Below are 19,583 nucleotides of genomic sequence, written 5' to 3'. Positions count from 1 at the left end.
CGATGAAATACGCCATCATCATTCCGGACGGTTGCGCGGACGAACCCCAAGAGTCGCTCGGCGGCAAAACCCCGCTGGCCGCCGCCAACACGCCCAACATGGACGCTATCGCCGCGGCCGGTACGGTCGGCCGCGCCAACAATGTGCCAGAGCACCTGCCGGCTGGTAGCGACGTGGCGAACCTCAGCCTGCTCGGTTACAACCCGAACGAATACTTCACCGGCCGCGCTCCGCTGGAAGCCGCTGCGCAAGGCATTCAGCTTGCTCCCGAAGATTGGGCGATTCGCTGCAACCTGGTCTGCATTCAAGACCAGACGATGAAGAGCTTCACCGCCGGTCATATCTCCAGCGAAGAAGCTGCCGAACTGCTGAAGGCGGCGCAAGAGGAACTGGGCAGCGAGTTGCTCGAGTTCGTCCCCGGCGTCAGCTACCGCAATTTGCTGCTCTACCGCGGCGAAAAAACGCCGGCGCCTTTCTCGCAAGATACCCGCGCCACGCCCCCGCACGACTTGACCGACAACTCGGTCGCGGATGACTATCCCCGCGGTCCGGGCAGCGACCTGCTGGTCGAACTGATGAGCCGCACTGTCGAGATCTTCGCCGATCACCCGGTCAACAAGAAGCGGATCGCCGCAGGCAAACTGCCGGCGACCAACGTCTGGCTCTGGGGCATCGGCAAGCGTCCGGCACTGAAATCGTTCCAAGAGGTTTACGGTAAGAGCGGCAAGATGATCACCGCGGTCGACTTGCTCCGCGGCTTGGCGGCGCTGGTTGGATGGGACCGGATTGAAGTTCCCGGCGCTACCGGCTACATCGATACCGACTATGCCGCCAAAGGCAAGTATGCGATCGACGCGATTCCGACAACCGACATCATTTGCGTCCATGTCGAAGCTCCCGACGAAGCTTCGCACGAAGGACGCGCCGACGCCAAGATCAAGGCGCTCGAAGAAATCGATCGCCACATCGTCGGCCCCCTTCACGAGGCCCTACAGAAGCAGGGTGATTATCGGATCTTGGTCACGCCCGATCACCCCACGCCGGTGCGGACCAAGACTCACAGTCACGGCTTTGTGCCGCTGACGATTTGCGGTACCGGCGTCACCGCCGATCAGTACGCGACCTACGACGAAGAAAACGCTGGACGATCCGCGCTGTCGTTTGACGATGGCTGGCGCATGATGCGCCATTTTCTCGACAGCTAGTCGCGCCACTGCCGCCCCAACTGCAGCTCTTTGCCAAAAGGCAGAAAAAACACTCTATGTCACTGATTGTTCAAAAGTTTGGCGGCACCAGCGTCGCCGATTGTGAGAAAATTGTCGCCGCCGCCCGGAAGGCGATCCGCGCTCAAAAACAAGGTCACCAGGTTGTGATGGTGGTCAGCGCGATGGGCAAGAATACCGACGTGCTGGTCGACCTGGCTCGCCAGATCAACGATCACCCCCCGGCCCGCGAGATGGACATGCTCCTCTCGACCGGCGAACAGGTGAGCGTCGCGCTAATGGCGATGGCGATCCATTCGCTGGGCGCCAAAGCGGTCAGCTTGACCGGGGCCCAGATCGGCATCAAAACCGACAGCACCCACACCAAAGCCCGGATCATCTCGATCGAAACCGAGCGGGTCAAAGAACTGCTCGACGCCGGCAACATCGTCATCGCCGCCGGCTTCCAGGGCATCGACGAAAACTTGAACATCACCACCCTGGGTCGTGGCGGCAGCGATACGACCGCGGTGGCGCTGGCCGCGGTGCTCGACGCCGACGCGTGCGAAATCTACACCGACGTTGACGGCGTCTACACGACCGACCCGCGACTGCTGGCCGAAGCCCGTCGCGTACTGCAGATCAGCTACGACGAAATGCTCGAACTAGCCAGTCTTGGCGCCGGCGTCATGCACAGCCGCTCGGTCGAGTTCGCCAAAAAATTCGGCGTGCCGATTCATGTCCGCAGCAGCTTCAGCGACATCACCGGCACGATGATCGTCGACCAGCCCGAGTCGAATACCCGGCCAGTCGGCGGCGCCGCGATGACTAAGAACGAAGCTCGCGTGACGATCGAAGGCGTTCCAGATGTCCCCGGAATCTCGCACGAGCTGTTCCACAGCATCGCGTCGAAGGCGATTTCAGTCGACATGATCGTGCAAGACATTGGCGCCGATGGCCGCGCAAACATCTCGTTCACGGTGCCGCGTGACGAATTGGAGCAGACGCTCGACGCCGTCCGCAGCGCCTCCGACATTCTCAAGTACGAGAACGTCCGCCATGACGAGGAAGTCTCGAAGATCTCGGTCGTCGGGCTTGGCATGGCCGAGCAATCGGGCGTCGCCGATAAGATGTTCCGCGTCTTGGCCGACAACAAAATCAACATCCAGATGATCACCACGAGCGAGATCAAGATCTCGGTGCTGGTCGCCCGCGAAGACGCCCAGCGAGCGTTGGCGGCGGTTCACTCGGGCTTCCTGCTCGACGTCACTCCGGACGACGCGCCGGAGTCGGTTGCCGCCGTCTCACGGGAGCGCGAGCATGACGCCGCCGAAGTGGTCTCTCGCCTCCGGACGATGGAAGACCTGACGATCGACAGCATTGTATTGGACGACTCGCAATCGGTTATCGCCCTGCGACGAGTTCCCGATCATCCCGGCATCGCGGCGCGAGTTTTCGAGGCGATCGCAGCGGAAGGGATTCTGGTCGATATGATCGTCCAGAACGTCGGCCGCGGAGACGCGGCGAACCTGAGCTTGACCGTTCCGAAATCGGACAGCGAACAAGCCTTGGTGGTCGCCAAGCGGATCGGCGATGAGCTTGGCGCCGAAGAGATCCTGTGCAAAGCGGACGCCGCCAAACTGTCGGTCTCCGGCATCGGCCTTCGCAGCCATACCGGCGTCGGCATTCGGATGTTCCGCGCGCTAAGCGACGCCGGCATCAATGTCGAGTTGATCAACACCTCGGAAGTGATGGTTAACGTGATCGTCGAAGGCAAGCAGGGCCAGGCCGGCTTGGACGTATTGAACAAGGCGTTCGCCGACGTGCTGCTTGATTAGAGCGTTTTTCTGATAGCCGTAGCGTTTCTGGCGTTGGTGAGGCAAGCTGGTCAAGGCGACCGAAGCAGGCGAATCCTCAAGATTCGTCGATGCAGGTCAACGCCGACCAGCGCGGCCGCAACCAGCCAGAACGATACAGATTGAAGAAAACCGCTCTAGTCTTCGCGCAGCGAACATCGCACAAAAAAAGGGAAGCGAGCAATCTCGCTTCCCTTTCTCGTTTTTTGGTGATCGCAATCGTTAGCGAATCACTTCCCCCTCAACATCCAACAGCTGCGAGTTCGGAACCGAGTTGCCGAACCGATCGTATTGGTCGAACGTCCAGACGACCTTCTTCGCCTTCGGTTCAATTTCAACCAACAGCGGTTGTCCCGGGCCGGCGTGGCAGTTGCCGATCACGTAGTTGCCGTTGGGCAACACTTCCAGCGTTGTGACCCACGCGAGCGTAATCCCGGGCAATTCTTTTTGTTCTAGCTTCCAGACGATTTCTTTGTTGTGATCGACTTCGATGACGCTGTGACCATTGCCAGTCGCGATCAGCGTGTTGCCATTCTTCAGACGGACGGCGGCGAAGCATTGATTGCCCCAACCTGCGGCGCCATGGTCGCCATTCGGCTTCTTGTCGAACAGCGGAACTTCATATTCCCAAACAATGTCGCCGCTTTCGCCGTCATACTCACGAACTTTGCCATCTCCTTCGTGACAGACCAGGTAGTTGCCGTTGTCCAGCTTGCGAACCAGACGGGTGTCGCGGTGCGGATGCGGATGATCGACGACCAGCTTCATTTCTTTCAGCAGTTTGCCGTCGCGGTCGATTTCGATGATACGGCCGATGCCCGACTCGGCGATCATCATCTTGCCGTCTTCCAGCGGCTGGAACGCGTGAACCTCGATCGGCTTACCGGCGTTACCGTTTTCGTTCGCACAATCGTACGACCAGACGATCTTCTTGGTGGCGGGATCGATCTCGACAATCTTCTTCATTCCCTGTTGAACGAAGATGTGACCATCGTCGCCAACGTGAATGTCATGGATTCCGCCAAACGGCATTTCCCACTCGACCTTGCCGTCGGCGTCGACGATCGCCAGCTTGCCGTTGCCCTGGGTGACAAGACGATGGCCGGCATAGGCGGGAAGAGAAAAAGCGGCTGCCAACAGCAGCGAAACCAGAAGACGCGGCATGAGTGGGAACTCCAGAGATGGGGGGACGGGTACCAATCGTCATCGTAGTACCCTGACGTCGCCAGGCAACCCAACCGCCAAACTTCAACATTTGGCAAAGGATAGTTTCGCGATTACCCGTAGTTCCGTCGCCCGCAAGCTGTAAGTTAATCGTAGGGCAGGCCGTGCCTGCCGAATGGATAGGTCCGAAGACCAGTGACGCCCGCAAGCTGTAGGCTGGGTGCAGCGCAGCGCTGGCCCAACAATACGGTTGCAAGCGAAGAAGACGGCAGGCACGGCCTGCCCTACCCTTGAAAGCTAGTTCGCCGATTCGTCCAGGACGTGCTCTTCGACGTAGATTGGCAGGTTCGGCTGATTCGTCACCGCGATGGCGATCGCGTCGGACGGGCGGGCGTCGATTTCGATCAACTCGCCATCCCGCTTAATCCGCAGGTTGGCGAAGTAGGTTCCCTGGTTCAAATCGCAGATCACAATGCTGTCGAGTTCGCCTCCCATCTGCTCGATGATGTTGCAGATCAGGTCGTGCGTCAGCGGGCGGGGCGAGGCGAAGTCTTTCACGCGGCGGTGAATGCTGGTCGCTTCGAAGATACCGATCATGATCGGAAACTGACGATCACCATCGACTTCCTTCAGGTAGATAACCTGCTGATCGTTGATCTCGCTGATGATAATACGCGAGAGTTCCATTTGGACCGGCATAGATGATGAACCGATGATCGTGACGCGATGAGGCGGGCTTACTAACGTATCCCTATTATAGACCCGCAGGGATTCGAGCAACCAGAGCCAGGGGCCTTCGCCCCCGGATCCGGCCTTCGCATTCCCTATTTTTTCAGCAGTTTCGCCAGAGCCGCTTCGACCGTTTCCAGCTCACGCTGGGCGTTTTCCAAGCTTTCCCGCTCTTTGGCGACGACGTCAGCGGGAGCCCGCTCGACGAAATTCGCGTTCGACAGTTTTTTCTCTTTGCCGGTAATCATCCCCAGCAAACGGTCGCGCTGCTTTTGGTTCCGCTCGATTTCGGCGCCAACGTCGATGAAGTCTTTCAAGTCGACATAGACTTCCATCCCCGGCAGATCGATTCGGGCGTTCGTCTCCGGCACGGTCACCTCTTCGCCCCAACCGACGCTTTGGGCGTTGGCCATCGAACCGAAGTAGGCTTCCATCGTCTCCAGCAAATCGACCGCCTTGGCGTCGCAACGAATGACGAATTCGATCTTCTCGCGCGGGGCGATGTTCTGGCGGCTACGAATTTCTCGCAGGCTGGCCAGCGTCTCTTGGAACTTGGCGAACTGCGCTTCGATCTTCTCGTCTTGCCAGGCCGGATCGATCGACGGCCACTCGGCGACCATGATACTGTCGGTCGCCTCGGTCACGTCGGCAAAACCGCGTTTCGGCGCCAGCTTGCCGAGCGACTGCCAGATCTCTTCGGTGATGAACGGCACCAGCGGATGCAACATTCGCAGCAGCGAATCGAGCACGAAGATAATCACTCGCTGCGCCAGCGGACGCTGCGCCGGATCGGAGAACCGCTCTTTGGTCATCTCCAGATAGAAGCTGCAGAAGTTGTCCCACGCAAAGTCATACAACGCACGGGCTGCATCGGCGTAGCGATACGTCTCCAGGCAGCGGGTCATCTCCGCTTCGGCCGAGGCCAAACGGCTGAGGATCCAACGATCCTCCAGTTGCAAGTCGGCGTCGTCGACCGGGGCCGGCTCGAAACCTTCCAGGTTGATCATCGTGAAACGAGCGGCGTTCCACAATTTGTTACAGAAGTTACGCCCGATCTCGAACCGTTCGCTCACCACGGCGCCGCGCGGCAGCGCTAGGTCGGCGTCGGTCATCGCCCACTGCGTCGAGAACTCCTTCGAGCACTTCTTGCACTCGATCTTCGGCTGGATGCGGTTCTTCTTCGTCTGATCAATCAACGCGCCGCAGTGGGGGCACTCGAACTGCACCGGCATCCGCACGTCTTGCGTTTCGGTGGTCAGATAGGCCAAGCCAAACCGTAGCGAGTCGGTACCGAACTTCTCGATCACGTCGAGCGGATCGACCCCGTTCCCCTTCGACTTTGACATCCGTTCGCCGGTGCCATCCAGAATGGTCGGGTGGATGAAGACTTCCTGGAATGGAATCTCGCCCATGTTGTTCAGACCGGCCAGCACCATCCGGGCGACCCATAGCGTGATGATGTCGCGGCTGGTGATCAGCGTGCTGGTTGGATAGAAGTAATCGAGTTCCGGCGTTTTCTCGGGCCAACCCAACGTCGAGTGCGGCCACAACGCCGAGCTGAACCACGTATCGAGCACGTCTTCTTCTCGCACGAAGCCGAGCTTCTCGTACTTCGTCGCCAGATCGTCGTTGTCTTCGTTGATGCAGACGTGAATCATCGAGTAGGGCATGCCCACCCGAGCGGCGCCCTGGATGGTCCCCTTCTTTTCGGCCGCTTCTCGTTCGACATCGCGTTCGATCTGGTACGAGGCCCGTTCGGCCTTGATATCGGGATCGGCGTCGAGCGTGGCGATCAGTTTGTCGTGATCTTCCTTCGTTTGACAGGTTTGCGACCATATCGGAATCTGATGTCCCCACCACAGCTGTCGGCTGACCGGCCAATCGCGCTTTTCGCTGAGCCAGTCGACGTAACCCTTGGCGTACCGCGACGGAAAGATCTTCACGCGGCCGTCGGTCACTGCGTCCATCGCGCTTTGGGCCAGTTCGTCCATACGGATGAACCACTGGTCGGCCAGGTAAGGTTCGATCGGCGTCTTGCTACGGTCGGAGTGCGCCAGGTCGATCTCGCGATCTTCCACCTTGTCGAGCAGGCCGATCGCGTCGAGATCGGCCACCACCTTCTCGCGGGCGTCGTAGATCTTCATCCCTTTGTACTGGGCGGCGTTCTCGTTGAGCGTGCCGTCGGGGTTCAGGATGTTGATCATCGGCAGTTCGCCCCGCACGCCCACTTCGTAGTCGTTCGGATCGTGAGCCGGGGTGATCTTCACGCAGCCCGAACCCAGCTCGGGCTTCGCCCACTCGTCGGCGATCAGCGGGATTTCGCGTTCGATCAGCGGCAGCATCAGCTTGCGGCCGGCGAGCGCCATGTCGCGCAACTTGATCAGCTGCGGCAGCATCGTCTTGCGACGCTCCGCCAGACGCTCGAGTTCGGCCTCGATCTCCGGCTTTTCTTTGCCGGGCGCCGTCTTCAGCTTCTCTTTCAGCTCCGCTTCCAGATCAGTGAGCGCTTTCTCCGGATCAGGATGGACAGCCACCGCGGTATCGCCCAGCATTGTTTCGGGGCGGGTCGTGGCGATCGTCACCACCGGCGATTCGCCCGGCTGCGCGTCGATCACCGGATAGCTGAAGTGCCAGAAATGCCCTTGGATCGTCTCATGAGACAATTCGTCGTCGCTCACCGCGGTCTGCAGGAACGTATCCCAGTTGACCAAACGCTTCCCTTTGTAGATCAGGTTCTTCGAGAAGAGATCGAAGAAGGTGCTCCGCACTGCCCGGGCACACATCGGATCAAGCGTGAACCGCGTCCGCTCCCAGTCGCAGCTGCTTCCCATTCGCTTCAGCTGGCCGAGAATGCGGGCCTCGTATTGATCTTTCCACTTCCAGATCCGCTCGACCATCTTCTCGCGCCCCATGTCATGCCGCGAGAGCCCTTCTTCTTCCAAGATGCGGCGTTCCACCATCGCCTGGGTTGCGATGCCGGCGTGATCGGTACCGGGCACCCAAAGGGCCTCGAACCCTTTCATCCGCTTGTAGCGGATCAGCACGTCTTGCAGCGTGTTGTTGAGGGCGTGTCCCAAGTGCAGGGCGCCGGTCACATTGGGCGGCGGGATCACGATCGTGTAAGGATCTTTGTTGGGGTTGGGCTCGGCGTGGAAGTAACCCCGCTGTTCCCACATGGGATAGATGCGCTCTTGGGCGGCCACAAAATCAAATCGATTCGGGAGATCTTTCGGATTGAAAGTCACAGCTTCCACTTTCTTTGGGCTCAAGCTTTATTCGCTTCGGCGGCAAGCGACGACTACTTTGTCGCCGTTGACTCGGCGCTGGCCCGCGCCGGCAACTTACCCCGTTGCTCATCTTTATGAAGTTTGTATTCGATGGCATCGACCAGCGCGTTCCAGCTGGCCTGAATGATATTCTCGCTGACGCCAATGGTTCCCCAGACGTCTTCTTCGTCGGCGCTTTCGATCATCACGCGAATCCGCGCGGCGGTCCCCGCCTCTTGGTTCACCACGCGAACCTTGTAGTCGACCAGGTGCATCGTTTCGAGCGTCGCAAAGCAGCAGTTCAGCGCTTTACGCAGCGCCACGTCGAGCGCCTGCACCGGACCGTCTCCTTCGCCCACTTCGTAGTGGACGACGTCATCGACCGAAACCTTGACGGTCGCTTCGGTGACCAGATCGACCACTTTGTGCTCGACCAGATCTTCGACTTCAACGTGGTACTTCAGCACTTCAAAGTGAGGCTGAAACACGCCGGCGACCTGTTTGACCAGTAGATCAAACGACGCTTCGGCCGCTTCGTACTGGTAACCTTGGTTTTCTTTGGCGACCACCTCGGCCAGGATTTTGTCCATCAGCTCACGGTCGTCTTGCAGGTTGTGCTTGATCGTCAGGGCCATGATGTTCGAGCGGCCCGACAACTCGCTCACCAGCACGCGGCGTTCGTTGCCGACGATTTCGGGAGCGATATGTTCGTAGCTCGACGCGGCTCGGTTGATCGCGTGAACATGCATGCCCCCTTTATGGGCGAATGCACTTTGCCCGACAAACGGCTGGTTGTTGCGACGATTGACGTTGGCGGTGTCATAGACATAACGCGACAGTTCGGTCAGATGATCGAAACCTTCGCCGCCGATCACGTCGTAGCCTTTCTTCTTCAGGCCGAGGTTGGCGATCACCGAGACGAGATCGGCGTTGCCGCAACGTTCGCCAAAACCGTTGATCGTCCCTTGTACCTGCACGGCGCCGGCATCAACCGCAGCCAGGCTGTTGGCGACCGCCAGATCGCCATCGTTGTGCGTGTGAATGCCGACCGGCACGTTGAACTCGGCCAACGCGGCGATCGCATTCTGAGCGTACTCAGCGATTTCTTCCGGCAGACTGCCGCCGTTGGTATCGCACATCACGACCAGGCGAGCGCCCGCTTTGGCGGCGGCGCGGATCGTTTCGGCGGCGTACTCGGGATTCGCCTTCCAGCCGTCGAAGAAGTGCTCGGCGTCGTAGATCACTTCCTGACCTTGGCTGACGATGTAAGCGACCGAATCGGCGATCATCGCCAGGTTCTCTTCCAGCGTCACCCGCAAGACGTCGGTCACATGAAAGTCATGCGTCTTGCCGACGATGGTCACCACGGGAGCGCCCGACTGGACCAGCGCCTGCATGCCGGGATCGTCCGCAGCGTCCATCCCTTTGCGGCGGGTCATGCCGAAGGCGCAGACCTTGGTGTGCTTCAAGTCGAGCTTTTGAACGCGGCGGAAGTACTCGGCGTCCTTCTCGTTCGACAGGGGATAGCCACCCTCCACGAAATCGACGCCGATCTCGTCCAGACGCTCGGTAATCGACAGCTTGTCCTGCAAAGAAAAGCTCACGCCTTCTCCTTGGGCGCCATCGCGTAGCGTCGTGTCGTAGATCTCGATTTTTTTCATGAAGAACGTCCCTACTGGCTGGGCCTGCCGTTTGGGTTGCTGCCAAGGCAGCGACAATAAAAAAAGCCCTGAGGCCGCAATGGGCTTCAGGGCTGTTGGATGTCGGTGTTTCGCCGTTTCCTCTAGCCAAGCCCACAACGGCCCGGTACTACGATTCGTACGATCGTAATCGGTCCCATTTGTGAGCCTACGTTGATCTGCATGTTGGGCATTTTGTCTGCACCCTACCGCGGAGGACGGCTGTCTCACGCATCTGCGAAAGAAGACGTAAGTCTAAAATTACCAGCAATCTATGTCAACCAGACGCACCCGCGGGGAGGGCGGTTCGCACCCTGGGAGACATTCCGTAAGATCGACCTGCAACCGGCGGAACTGAACGGTCGGGAAAAAACCTCCCATTTTGACAGTTCTAGGGGGAAACCGGTCCAAACGGCGCTAGCCTCTACGCTGATCGGCTCGTCTCGAATAAGTGGCGTCAGATACCAGCACGCATACAGGAAACCAAGCCGATGCTGAACTCTCAGTATTTGCAATTCGATATCGCAGCGACTGAGCGGTTCCCGGCCCTGCTAGAGCTATTCGAAGCTCTCCAGTGCGAAAAGCAAATCGTGAACGACCTCGTTGACGGAATCCTGTCCGACGAAGACTATCATCCCAAGAAAGAAACCAACTGGCGGGACTACCTCGATGGGGAAGCGAATGCCTGGTTTGCCGACGTTTTCAACCTCGATAGTGAAGAAGGCAAGGTTTACCAGCAACTTTGGGAACTGACCGAGCCGCAACTGCGTTTCGATCACCCGATGTTTCAGTTCCCCGGTAACTGGGACTTCGATTCGATGATCGATTCCTTGTTCGACAAAGAATGCACCTACGACCAGCTCGTCCGTCTTTCGCCGGCCGAAGGCAAACTGATTTACACGCCGTTGGCGCTCCCTTTTGGCGGAACAGAATCGCTCGTCGCTCTAATAGAGGCGTTCGGCCAGACCGTCACGTTTGATTCCTGGCATGAAGGTCCCCACAAACGCCGAGTCGTCGGCTGGAATTTTGATCGCGCCTTGGAGTTAGTCGCCGCCGGTCAGGGCGTGACCTGGGAAAACGTACCGGTCAACTGAGCCCATTTCCCTCGACCTTCTCAATCCTCCTAGTTCGGGCTAGAGAACTACCGAAAATCTGCCATTGGCTATGCAAGAAAACCAGCCATTGCGGGGTGTTTTCATGCACCTAATAGGAAGATCCACAAGCGGCGCCAAAATCAAGAAAAAATTGATGGGCATTCTCGTTGAAAAATTCGATTAAATGCATTAAAAACAATGCGAATTATGCGAACGCGTGCATCCTCCCCGTTACAAATAACTCTAGGGCGCGAAACTTCAACCAGCTGACTGGCGTTTGATTTTCAGCTCGCCCCACGAATCAATCAAGATCGATGCGTCAACGTTCATTGGTCGTTGCCTCGGCTTGGCGAGACATCGCTTTCGTACTTTTCCCGAAGTCCCAGCGTCCTTTGTGGACGCTAGGCGAGATTCTCCTCTCTCTTGTTAACTGAAGGCTCCCTATGTCTGGAATGGATCGCCGCCGCGGCGGCTTCACGTTGGTTGAGTTGCTGGTCGTCATCGCCATTATCGGGGTGCTGATCGCCCTGTTGTTGCCGGCCGTTCAACAGGCTCGCGAAGCGGCTCGCCGGATGTCTTGCTCCAACAACCTCAAGCAGCTTGGGTTGAGCCTGCACAACTATCACGATACGCACGGCAAGTTCCCGCTCGGTTGCCAGGGAGACTCCGAGCGTACGGCGCTGCATGTGGCGATGTTGCCGTTCATCGAGCAAGCCAACATGTACGACCAGATGGATACGAAGCTGAATTTCAGCTCCGGCGTCAATTCGCAATTCCTAACGACCAAAATCGACGCCTACCACTGCCCAAGCAGCCCCAAGCAGCAGGCCGACGACAACAACGACTATTACACCACGCACTACTACGGCGTGCTGGGCCCGAAAGGAACCAACCCGGCGACCGGCAGCGCCTATGAAGCCGATGCTGGGGTCGATACCGCCCACGGCGGCTTCTCGAAGGTTGGCATCTTCTATCAAGACGAATCCCGAGGCATGCGCGACATCATCGATGGCACAAGCAACACGTTGGCCTTCGGCGAAATCTCCTGGAGTGATCGAAACGGACGCGTTACTCGCTATCGTCCTTGGTCGCGCGGCGGACGGGTCCGGTACTACTGCGCTGGCGCCAAGAACGTCAACGACGCCATCAACTCGGATCAAACCAGCCGTTTCAACGACATGTCGTTCGGCAGCATGCATCCCGGCGGGGCGATGTTCACGCTGGCGGACGGCTCGGTCCGGTTCCTAGCCGAAACGATTGACCATGACGCCTATCTGTCGGCCGCCAGTTGCAAAGGGGGCGAAGCGGTACCGCTCGACTAGCGCGTTTTTCTGATAGCTGTCGCGTTTCTGGCGTTGGTGAGGCAAGCTGGTCAAGGCGACCGAACCAGCCAGAACGCTAAAGATTGAAGAAAACCGCTCTAACGCCCGGCCGCTTGATCCTCGTTCCCCAATCGTTTTTTTCGGTCTGCCCCATGAGATTTTTCAACTACGCAATTTGGCTCTTGCTCGCCGCGGCCGTTGGCTGTGGCGGGTCCAATTCGACCAGCTTGCCGGTCGCTGGCGTCGTCAACTTTAAGGGCGCCCCGGTTCCCCGCGGTTCGGTGACCTTCACCCCCAATTCGACGCAAGGCAACTCTGGGCCTGCCGTTTCCGCCGATATCTTCGACGGCAAGTTCGATACGACGAAGGCGAAATACGGCATGACCGAGGGCGCCTATCGCGTGCGAATCTACGGCTTCGACGGCAACGCGATGCCCGAAAAGGAGATCCCTTTGGGACGGGCGATCTTCAAAGAATTTCACACCGAAGCGAACATCACACAGGAAAACGCCGGTTCGCTGGAGTTTACCGTCAGCAAGTAGCCGACGCGGAAAGTCAAGTTCCAAGGACGCTCGACACGAGCGTCCTTTTTTTTTGGGAGAAGCGACGTTTGATGAGGAAGCCTGATATCAAGCCGTCTTCTGCCGACCGCCCTCTTCCGGCTCATCGTCGTCGGCCTCTTCCTCCTCTTCGTATTCGTCTTCCTCTTCGTACTCCTCTTCCTCGTATTCTTCCTCTTCGTACTCGTACTCTTCTTCGTCGCCGTCCGCTTCCTCTTCTTCATACTCCGAGTCGTCTTCGTCGTACTCTTCGACTTCTTCTTCCGACTCTTCCTCCTCGTCGAACAGCTCGGCGTCCTCCTCTTCGTATTCCTCTTCCTCTTCTTCTTCGACGTCAGGAACCGGGACGACCTTGTTGCTTCGCTTCGCTTTCGGCGGCTCTTTCTTCTCCGGCGGAGCTTCGTCGATCTCCAGCTCTGCGTCTTCCCCCTCTTCTTCCCCTTCGATCTCGATCTTACCGGGGCCGTCGCCCGCCTTCATTTGCTCCCATTCCAAGACGTCGATCAGCACTTCGCGGGCCTGCGAACCGTTGTACGGACCAACGATTCCGTCTTCGGCCATGAAGTCGATCAAGCGGGCGCCACGTCCATAACCAACGCCAAGCGCTCGCTGCAGCAGCGACACGCTACCACGCTGTTCGGCGACGATCACATCCACCGCCTGCTCGTACAGGTCGTCCCGTTTCTTCATCTTGCTGGGGTCGGCGACCGCGCCATCTTCGACGCGTAGCTGAACCAGTTCTTTGACGAAGTCTTGCTCGCCGGTGCTGACGAAGTCAACGACACTATTGATCTCTTCGTCCGATAGATACGTACCCTGACCACGCATCAGGGAACTGGTACCTGGCCACAGGAAGAGCATATCGCCGTTGCCGAGCAGTTTGTCCGCGCCCATTTCGTCCAGCACCACGCGGCTATCCGTGCGGCTGGCGACCTGGAACGCCAAGCGAGCCGGCAAGTTCGACTTGATCAAACCGGTGATGACGTCAACCGTAGGTTTTTGCGTCGCCAGGATCAGGTGAATACCGACCGCCCGGCTCTTCTGGGCGAGACGAATGATGTGCTGCTCGACCTCTTTGCCGGCGGTCATCATCAGGTCGGCCATTTCGTCGGCGACGATCACGATGTATGGCAAGTGAGTCGGCACGCTCTTGCGATCCTCTTCGTCCCCCACTTCCATCCGGTCGTAGATCTCTTCCGGGCTCAGCTGATTGAAGACGCTCAAATGACGCACCCCGACCTTGGCGAGCAGCTGATACCGCTCTTCCATTTTCTCGACCGCCCAAGCCAAAATCGCTTCCGCCTTCTTCATGTCGGTCACGACCGGGTGCATCAAGTGGGGCAGCGTTTTGTAGCAGCTCAGTTCGACCATCTTCGGGTCGATCATCAGCATCCGGACTTCGTCGGGACGACGCGTCATCAAGATCGACGTGATCAGCGCGTTCAAACAGACCGACTTACCGGTACCCGTACGACCGGCGATCAGCAAGTGAGGCATCGACGCCAGGTCGACCACCAGCGGATTGCCCGAAACGTCTTTGCCCAGGAAGATCGGAATCTTCATCTTGCCGCCGCGGCCGAGACCTTCTTCCATCACCTCGCGCAGGCGAACCATCTGCCGCTCGTCGTTGGGCACTTCGATGCCAACGGTGTTCTTGCCGGGGATCGGCGCGACGATACGCACGCTCGGCACGCGCAGCGCAATCGCCAGGTCGTCGGCCAAGCCGGTGATCTTGGAAAGACGGAGGCCCGCTTCGAGTTCGACTTCGTACTGGGCGATGACCGGACCGGTCTCGATCTCGACCACTTTGACGTTGAAGCCGAAGTTGGCGAACGTCTTCTCGAGGACCTTCGCCTTTTGGCGGACTTCCTTCTCTTGCGCCTCGTACGAGAACTCCTCGTTCTCGATCAACAGGTCGATCGGGGGCAGTTCGTAGTGCTCGTGCTTCGGCTCGTCGTCGGCGGCGGCGTTCAGCTCTTTCATCACCGCCAGGCGATCGTCTTCCTTGGCCTTCTTCTTCGACTTGCTGTTCTTGACGGCCAGCGGATCTTCTTCCTTCTCGACCTTCTCAACTTTGTCGGCGAGCGTCTTGACCGGGATCGCTTCTTTTTTCGGCTCTTCCTCTTCTTCGGCCTCCTCTTCCCACTCGGCTTCTTCTTCGTCGGCGGTTTGCTCTTCTTCCTCCCACTCTTCCCCTTCGGCTTCCTCTTCCTCGTGCTCCTCTTCTTCTCCTTCGACCTGGCGACCGCCGATACGGATCTTCATACCCTCGGCCAGTTCTTCGTCGATATCTTCCAGGTCGGTGGTTTCGTATTCTTCGTCTTTGGCCGCCTCGTCTTCGCTATCGGCGCCCTTCTTGCCCATCCGCTTGGCAACCATCCGCTTACCCAGCACCGCCGTCTCAATCCCCTTCACGCCGACAACCATCGCCAGACGGAGCAATTCGTAGTCGGTGCAGAGGAACAGCCCCACCGCCGTCACGGTCAGCGCCAGAAGCGTGCCCCCAACCGCGGCGAAGTGTTGATGCAGTAGCGCCGACCCGAGCATTCCCAGCTCGCCCCCCGATCCGGCGAGCGGCCCGTTGTGCAAGAGAGGAGCGTACATCGCCGCCAGCGCGGTCAATCCAGTGAGGGACGCGAGCCAGCCGAACATCCGCAACGCTGGGACCGACACTTCGAGCCGCCGGAGCAAAATGAAATCGAGCCCCGCCAGCGAGAGGATCAGGTAGTACGCGCCGACGCCGCCAAGCCGTGAGAAGAGCAGATCGGCCGCCAGCGCCCCCATGCCGCCGCAGATGTTGTGGGCGCGCTCGGCCGGCGGGTAGACCACCACGTCGGGCTGATAAACTTCGCTAATCGGAAAGATCGGCGCAGGGATTGGGTCCGCCGCGTCGTAGCTGACTAGCGAGAGGGTTAAAAACAAGACCGCCGCCGCCAGACCGATTGCTAGTAGGTCGCGATGAAGGCTGCGATTTTCGAACATGGCGGGCGCCACTCCTTTATGGCAGACGACATGCCGCGCATGTCGCGAAGTCGCTGGGCGAATCCTTGCCCGACAAATCCTGTTGGTCCGTCTCTCTCTATTTCGGCATTGCTAGCGAGAGTAAATCAGCGGCAGATCCGCGCGCGGCGCCGTTTCGCTGGTGAAAAGAATCGGAGCTAGCAGTACGACCGGAATAGTCGACAAGAGTGGAATCAGCAACGTGGAACTGGGGTGCCGACATTATTGGGACAAGCCAACAGTGGCGCCCGACTACTCGAGCGTGAAGACAAAATTCTTCACCGGCTTCCAACTGTGGTCGGCTCGGCGGGTGAGAATCGCGATCAGGCGTCCTTGGTCGTCGAGCGCGGCGACTTCGGGCTCGGCGTTTTCCATCTCCGGGCGAATCCCCCGGGCGTAACGCATCTCGTTGACTTCCTGCTCAGTCAGCGTGATTTGCGGCAATAAGCTGGCCGCCGGCGCCAGAGGAGCGAGATGGGCGGCGATCGCTTCTTCGCTTAGTTCTTCCAGCGGCAGCGCGTCTTCTAAACGGAACTCGCCGATCGCGGTTCGCGACAGCCCGGTCATCATGGCCCCGCTGCCCAGACGCTCGCCGATGTCGCGCCCTAAAGCCCGCATGTAGGTTCCGCCGCCGCAGAGGACGTCGATCTCAAATCGCGGATACTCGAAGCTCCGGAGGTTAATCTCGTAGATCAAAACTTCTCGCGTCGGCAGTTCGACCGCCTCTCCTTGGCGCGCCAGGTCGTAGGCCCGCTTGCCGTCGACTTTGATCGCCGAAAAGGCAGAGGGGCGCTGTTGGATCTGACCGACGAACTCGGGCAGGACGGCCGCCAACTGGTCGGCCAAAATTTGCGGGGCATCGGCGATCTCGGTGATCGTTCCTTCCAGGTCCTCGGTATCGCTCGTTTTGCCAAGTTCGAACTGGCCGAGGTAGCGCTTTGGCATGTTCTGCACATACTCGATCAGCCGCGTGCCGCTGCCGACGCAGCAGATCAAAACGCCGGTCGCCAGCGGATCGAGCGTGCCGGCATGCCCCACTTTGGCTGGGCGAACGAACTTGTTCACCCGGTTCACCACGTCGCGCGAGGTCCACGTCAGCGGTTTGTGGATATTGAGAATGCCGTGCATGGGACGAGAATCTACGGGAGAGGCGGTAGCGAGATCACTGGTTTTGACTATAAAACTAAGAAGTGTTTCGCCACCCGAACAGGCCCCTCAAAGAAGATCCCCCATGTCACGCTTCCGCAGTCACGAGATTTTCCACCGCGCTTTAGAACTGATGCCCGGCGGCGTGAATAGCCCGGCCCGGGCGTTTGGCGGAGTCGGCGGCGAGCCGCTGGTCATCGAGCGGGCCGAAGGCGCCTACCTGTACGATGTCGACGGCAATCGCTACATCGACTACATCGGGTCGTGGGGGCCGATGATTCTGGGACATGGCAACGACAAGGTTCGCGCGGCGATTCATGCGGCGGTCGATCAAGGAACCAGCTTCGGCGCGCCGACCGAACGAGAGAACCACTTAGCCGAACTGATCATCGACATCGTCCCGTCGGTCGAGAAAGTTCGCCTAGTGAACAGCGGCACCGAAGCGACGATGAGCGCAATTCGCCTGGCCCGCGGCTATACCGGTCGCGACAAGATCATCAAATTCGCCGGCAATTATCACGGGCATGTCGACAGCCTACTGGTCGCCGCCGGCAGCGCAGCAGCGACGCTCGGCGTGCCCAACTCGCCTGGCGTGACGGCCGGCACAACCGCCGACACGATCGTGCTGCCTTACAACGACGTCGAAACGCTTACCGCCGCATTTGAACAACATGGTGATCAACTGGCCTGCGTGATCTTTGAGCCGATCGTCGGCAACATGGGAACGGTCGTGCCGACGCCTGATTTCTTGGCCGCAATCCGCGACCTGTGCACCAAGCATGGCGCCGTGATGCTGATGGACGAAGTGATGACGGGCTTCCGCGTGGCGCTGGGCGGCGCCCAAGAGTTGTTTGGCGTGACGCCAGACCTGACGACGATGGGCAAGATCGTCGGCGGCGGATTGCCGATCGCCGCGTATGGCGGTCGGGCCGATATTCTGAATCATGTGCTGCCGGCCGGGAAGGTGTTTCAGGCGGGGACGCTCAGCGGCAATCCCCTGGCGACCGCGGCCGGAATCGCGACCCTGTCGATCTTGCAAGAGACCAACCCGTATCCGCAACTCGACAAGCTGAGCGAGCGACTGATGACCGGCTTAGGACAAGCGGCGACTGATGCCGGCGTCGCCCACTCGGTTGCCCGGGTTGGCAGCATGGCGACCCTCTTCTTTGGCGAAGGCCCTGTCGTCGACTGGGACACCGCCGCCAAGAGCGACACCAAGCGATACGCCGACTTCTTCTGGGGGCTGATCGACCGAGGCGTCTATTTCCCCTGCAGTCAGTTCGAGGCGCTTTTTCTGTCGGTTACGCATACCGAGGCCGACATCGATGCGACGATCGCCGCCGCCCGAGAAGCTCTCGGCGCCTAAGTCGCCGTTCCGATAGAGCAAGAAACAAAGGACGCCGACCTATCTGGTCGGCGTCCTTTTTGATTCGTACTTCAACTGATCGCAACTAGCGGCGGATTGGCGGCAGCGTTTGCATGTTGCCGACAGACTTCTGATTGAAGTTCAGCTGCGGCGGGCTGGGCGCGGCAGGCAGCCGGCGAAGATTCGGCTGCTGTCCGTAGTTCGGACGAGCGGCGACTTCCGGCTGATTCCGATCAATGATGATCAACAACTGGCGGGCCGATTCCAAGTCGGGGTCTTTCTCGATCGCCAGGTTCAAGTGGAGCCGAGCCAGGTGCCCGTCCCCTTTCTTGAAGAGGAGATAGCCGAGGTTGTAGTGAGCCACCGCGGCGCCATGGGCGTATTCAAGCTGCGAAAACGCTTCTTCCAAACGATTCGCATCGACCAGGGCGCTGGACATGTTGTTGCGATAGCGCTTGTTCTCGGGCTCGATCGTGGTCGCTTTGAAGATCGACGCCATCGCATCGTCAAAGCGCTTCAGCTTCAGGTAGCAAAGCCCCAGATCGTTCATCGCAATCGCACTGTCGGGGTGCGCTTCAGCCGCTTTCTGGTAGTACTCCAGGGCCGCAGTCGACTTCCCTTGACGATCCATCAACCGAGCGACGCTGAGCAGGGCGAACAGTTTGTCCGGTTGCTCTTGAAGCGCGGTCTGATATTGCTTGGCCGCTTCCTCGAACTTGCCTTGCTGTTCCAGCATACGCCCGGCGCTTAGATAAATGGTCGGGCCCAACTGATCAGGCATGTTCGACAGGCTCAGCGGGTCATCGACAGCCGTCGATTGCGATTTAGTCGTGAAGGCGTCCGAGATGCTCTTGCCAGCGTTCTTGAGCGTCCGGGTGAAGCTGTTGCCGCTCGACTTCTTGCTGTTGCGCTCTTCGGTCTCGCGAATGTACTCTTCCAGAGAATCCGAGTCGCTCTTCTCGCTGGTGAATTGCACCTGACGAACGTTGAAACTGGGGAGCTTGTTGAGCAGGCCGACGCTGTTTTCTTCAGCCGCAAGGGGCGAAGTCCACACGGCGCCCGCCAGCGCAAGCGAGGCGATGCCGGCACACAGCGGTTTAGATTGAAAAACTGACTTGTTCAGGGCCACGCGACACCTCCGTGCGAACGCGTATGCGACTGCTAGCACCAGCCACACTCATAATCGGAATAACCTGCCC

At 59.1% G+C, this 19,583-nt stretch carries 13 protein-coding genes; 6 read left to right on the top strand and 7 right to left on the bottom strand.

Features of this window, described 5'->3' with window-relative positions:
- Positions 1–2 precede the first annotated feature (2 nt).
- Both Enr8_RS21715 and Enr8_RS21710 read left to right on the top strand, forming a co-directional pair.
- The gene (locus Enr8_RS21715; protein WP_146435719.1) at positions 3–1,205 is read left to right on the top strand and encodes a cofactor-independent phosphoglycerate mutase; all 1,203 of its coding nucleotides are present in this window, start codon (positions 3–5) and stop codon (positions 1,203–1,205) included.
- 56 nt (positions 1,206–1,261) lie between these two features.
- Positions 1,262–3,040, top strand: coding sequence for an aspartate kinase (locus Enr8_RS21710; RefSeq protein ID WP_146435717.1), 1,779 nt, complete (start codon positions 1,262–1,264; stop codon positions 3,038–3,040).
- 240 nt (positions 3,041–3,280) lie between these two features.
- Here Enr8_RS21710 and Enr8_RS21705 read toward each other — a convergent pair whose 3' ends face one another.
- The 4 genes from Enr8_RS21705 to cimA all read right to left on the bottom strand — a co-directional run bounded on the left by Enr8_RS21705 (position 3,281) and on the right by cimA (position 9,878).
- The gene (locus Enr8_RS21705; protein WP_246120199.1) at positions 3,281–4,222 is read right to left on the bottom strand and encodes a PQQ-binding-like beta-propeller repeat protein; all 942 of its coding nucleotides are present in this window, start codon (positions 4,220–4,222) and stop codon (positions 3,281–3,283) included.
- A 297-nt stretch (positions 4,223–4,519) separates the two neighbouring features.
- Positions 4,520–4,909, bottom strand: coding sequence for a bifunctional nuclease family protein (locus tag Enr8_RS21700; protein ID WP_246120198.1), 390 nt, complete (start codon positions 4,907–4,909; stop codon positions 4,520–4,522).
- A gap of 137 nt (positions 4,910–5,046) precedes the next feature.
- On the bottom strand, positions 5,047–8,127 hold the full coding sequence (locus Enr8_RS21695) for a valine--tRNA ligase (protein WP_246120207.1): 3,081 nt from the start codon (positions 8,125–8,127) through the stop codon (positions 5,047–5,049).
- Between the two features lie 122 nt (positions 8,128–8,249).
- Entirely contained in the window at positions 8,250–9,878 is a 1,629-nt protein-coding gene (gene cimA, locus Enr8_RS21690; protein ID WP_146435711.1) for a citramalate synthase, read from the bottom strand.
- A gap of 509 nt (positions 9,879–10,387) precedes the next feature.
- Here cimA and Enr8_RS21685 point away from each other — a divergent pair.
- The 3 genes from Enr8_RS21685 to Enr8_RS21675 all read left to right on the top strand — a co-directional run bounded on the left by Enr8_RS21685 (position 10,388) and on the right by Enr8_RS21675 (position 12,854).
- Positions 10,388–10,990 (top strand): hypothetical protein, encoded by a 603-nt coding sequence (locus tag Enr8_RS21685; protein ID WP_146435709.1) that lies wholly within the window; start codon positions 10,388–10,390, stop codon positions 10,988–10,990.
- Between the two features lie 443 nt (positions 10,991–11,433).
- Positions 11,434–12,312: a DUF1559 domain-containing protein gene (locus Enr8_RS21680; RefSeq protein WP_146435706.1), complete on the top strand. Its 879-nt coding sequence runs from the start codon at positions 11,434–11,436 to the stop codon at positions 12,310–12,312.
- Between the two features lie 152 nt (positions 12,313–12,464).
- Positions 12,465–12,854, top strand: coding sequence for a hypothetical protein (locus tag Enr8_RS21675; protein ID WP_146435705.1), 390 nt, complete (start codon positions 12,465–12,467; stop codon positions 12,852–12,854).
- An 87-nt stretch (positions 12,855–12,941) separates the two neighbouring features.
- Here Enr8_RS21675 and Enr8_RS21670 read toward each other — a convergent pair whose 3' ends face one another.
- Entirely contained in the window at positions 12,942–15,854 is a 2,913-nt protein-coding gene (locus Enr8_RS21670; protein ID WP_146435703.1) for a DNA translocase FtsK, read from the bottom strand.
- A 270-nt stretch (positions 15,855–16,124) separates the two neighbouring features.
- Positions 16,125–17,000, bottom strand: coding sequence for a tRNA pseudouridine(55) synthase TruB (truB, locus tag Enr8_RS21665; RefSeq protein WP_146435701.1), 876 nt, complete (start codon positions 16,998–17,000; stop codon positions 16,125–16,127).
- A 103-nt stretch (positions 17,001–17,103) separates the two neighbouring features.
- On the opposite strand from truB, the gene hemL reads away from it, so the two are divergent.
- Positions 17,104–18,384, top strand: a complete 1,281-nt coding sequence (gene hemL / locus Enr8_RS21660; protein WP_146435699.1) for a glutamate-1-semialdehyde 2,1-aminomutase — start codon at positions 17,104–17,106, stop codon at positions 18,382–18,384.
- A gap of 85 nt (positions 18,385–18,469) precedes the next feature.
- Here hemL and Enr8_RS21655 read toward each other — a convergent pair whose 3' ends face one another.
- Entirely contained in the window at positions 18,470–19,513 is a 1,044-nt protein-coding gene (locus Enr8_RS21655; protein WP_146435698.1) for a tetratricopeptide repeat protein, read from the bottom strand.
- Positions 19,514–19,583 lie beyond the last annotated feature (70 nt).

Origin of the sequence: Blastopirellula retiformator (assembly GCF_007859755.1) — a bacterium.
Lineage (GTDB): Bacteria > Planctomycetota > Planctomycetia > Pirellulales > Pirellulaceae > Blastopirellula > Blastopirellula retiformator.
This window is presented reverse-complemented; position numbering and strand designations above follow the sequence as displayed.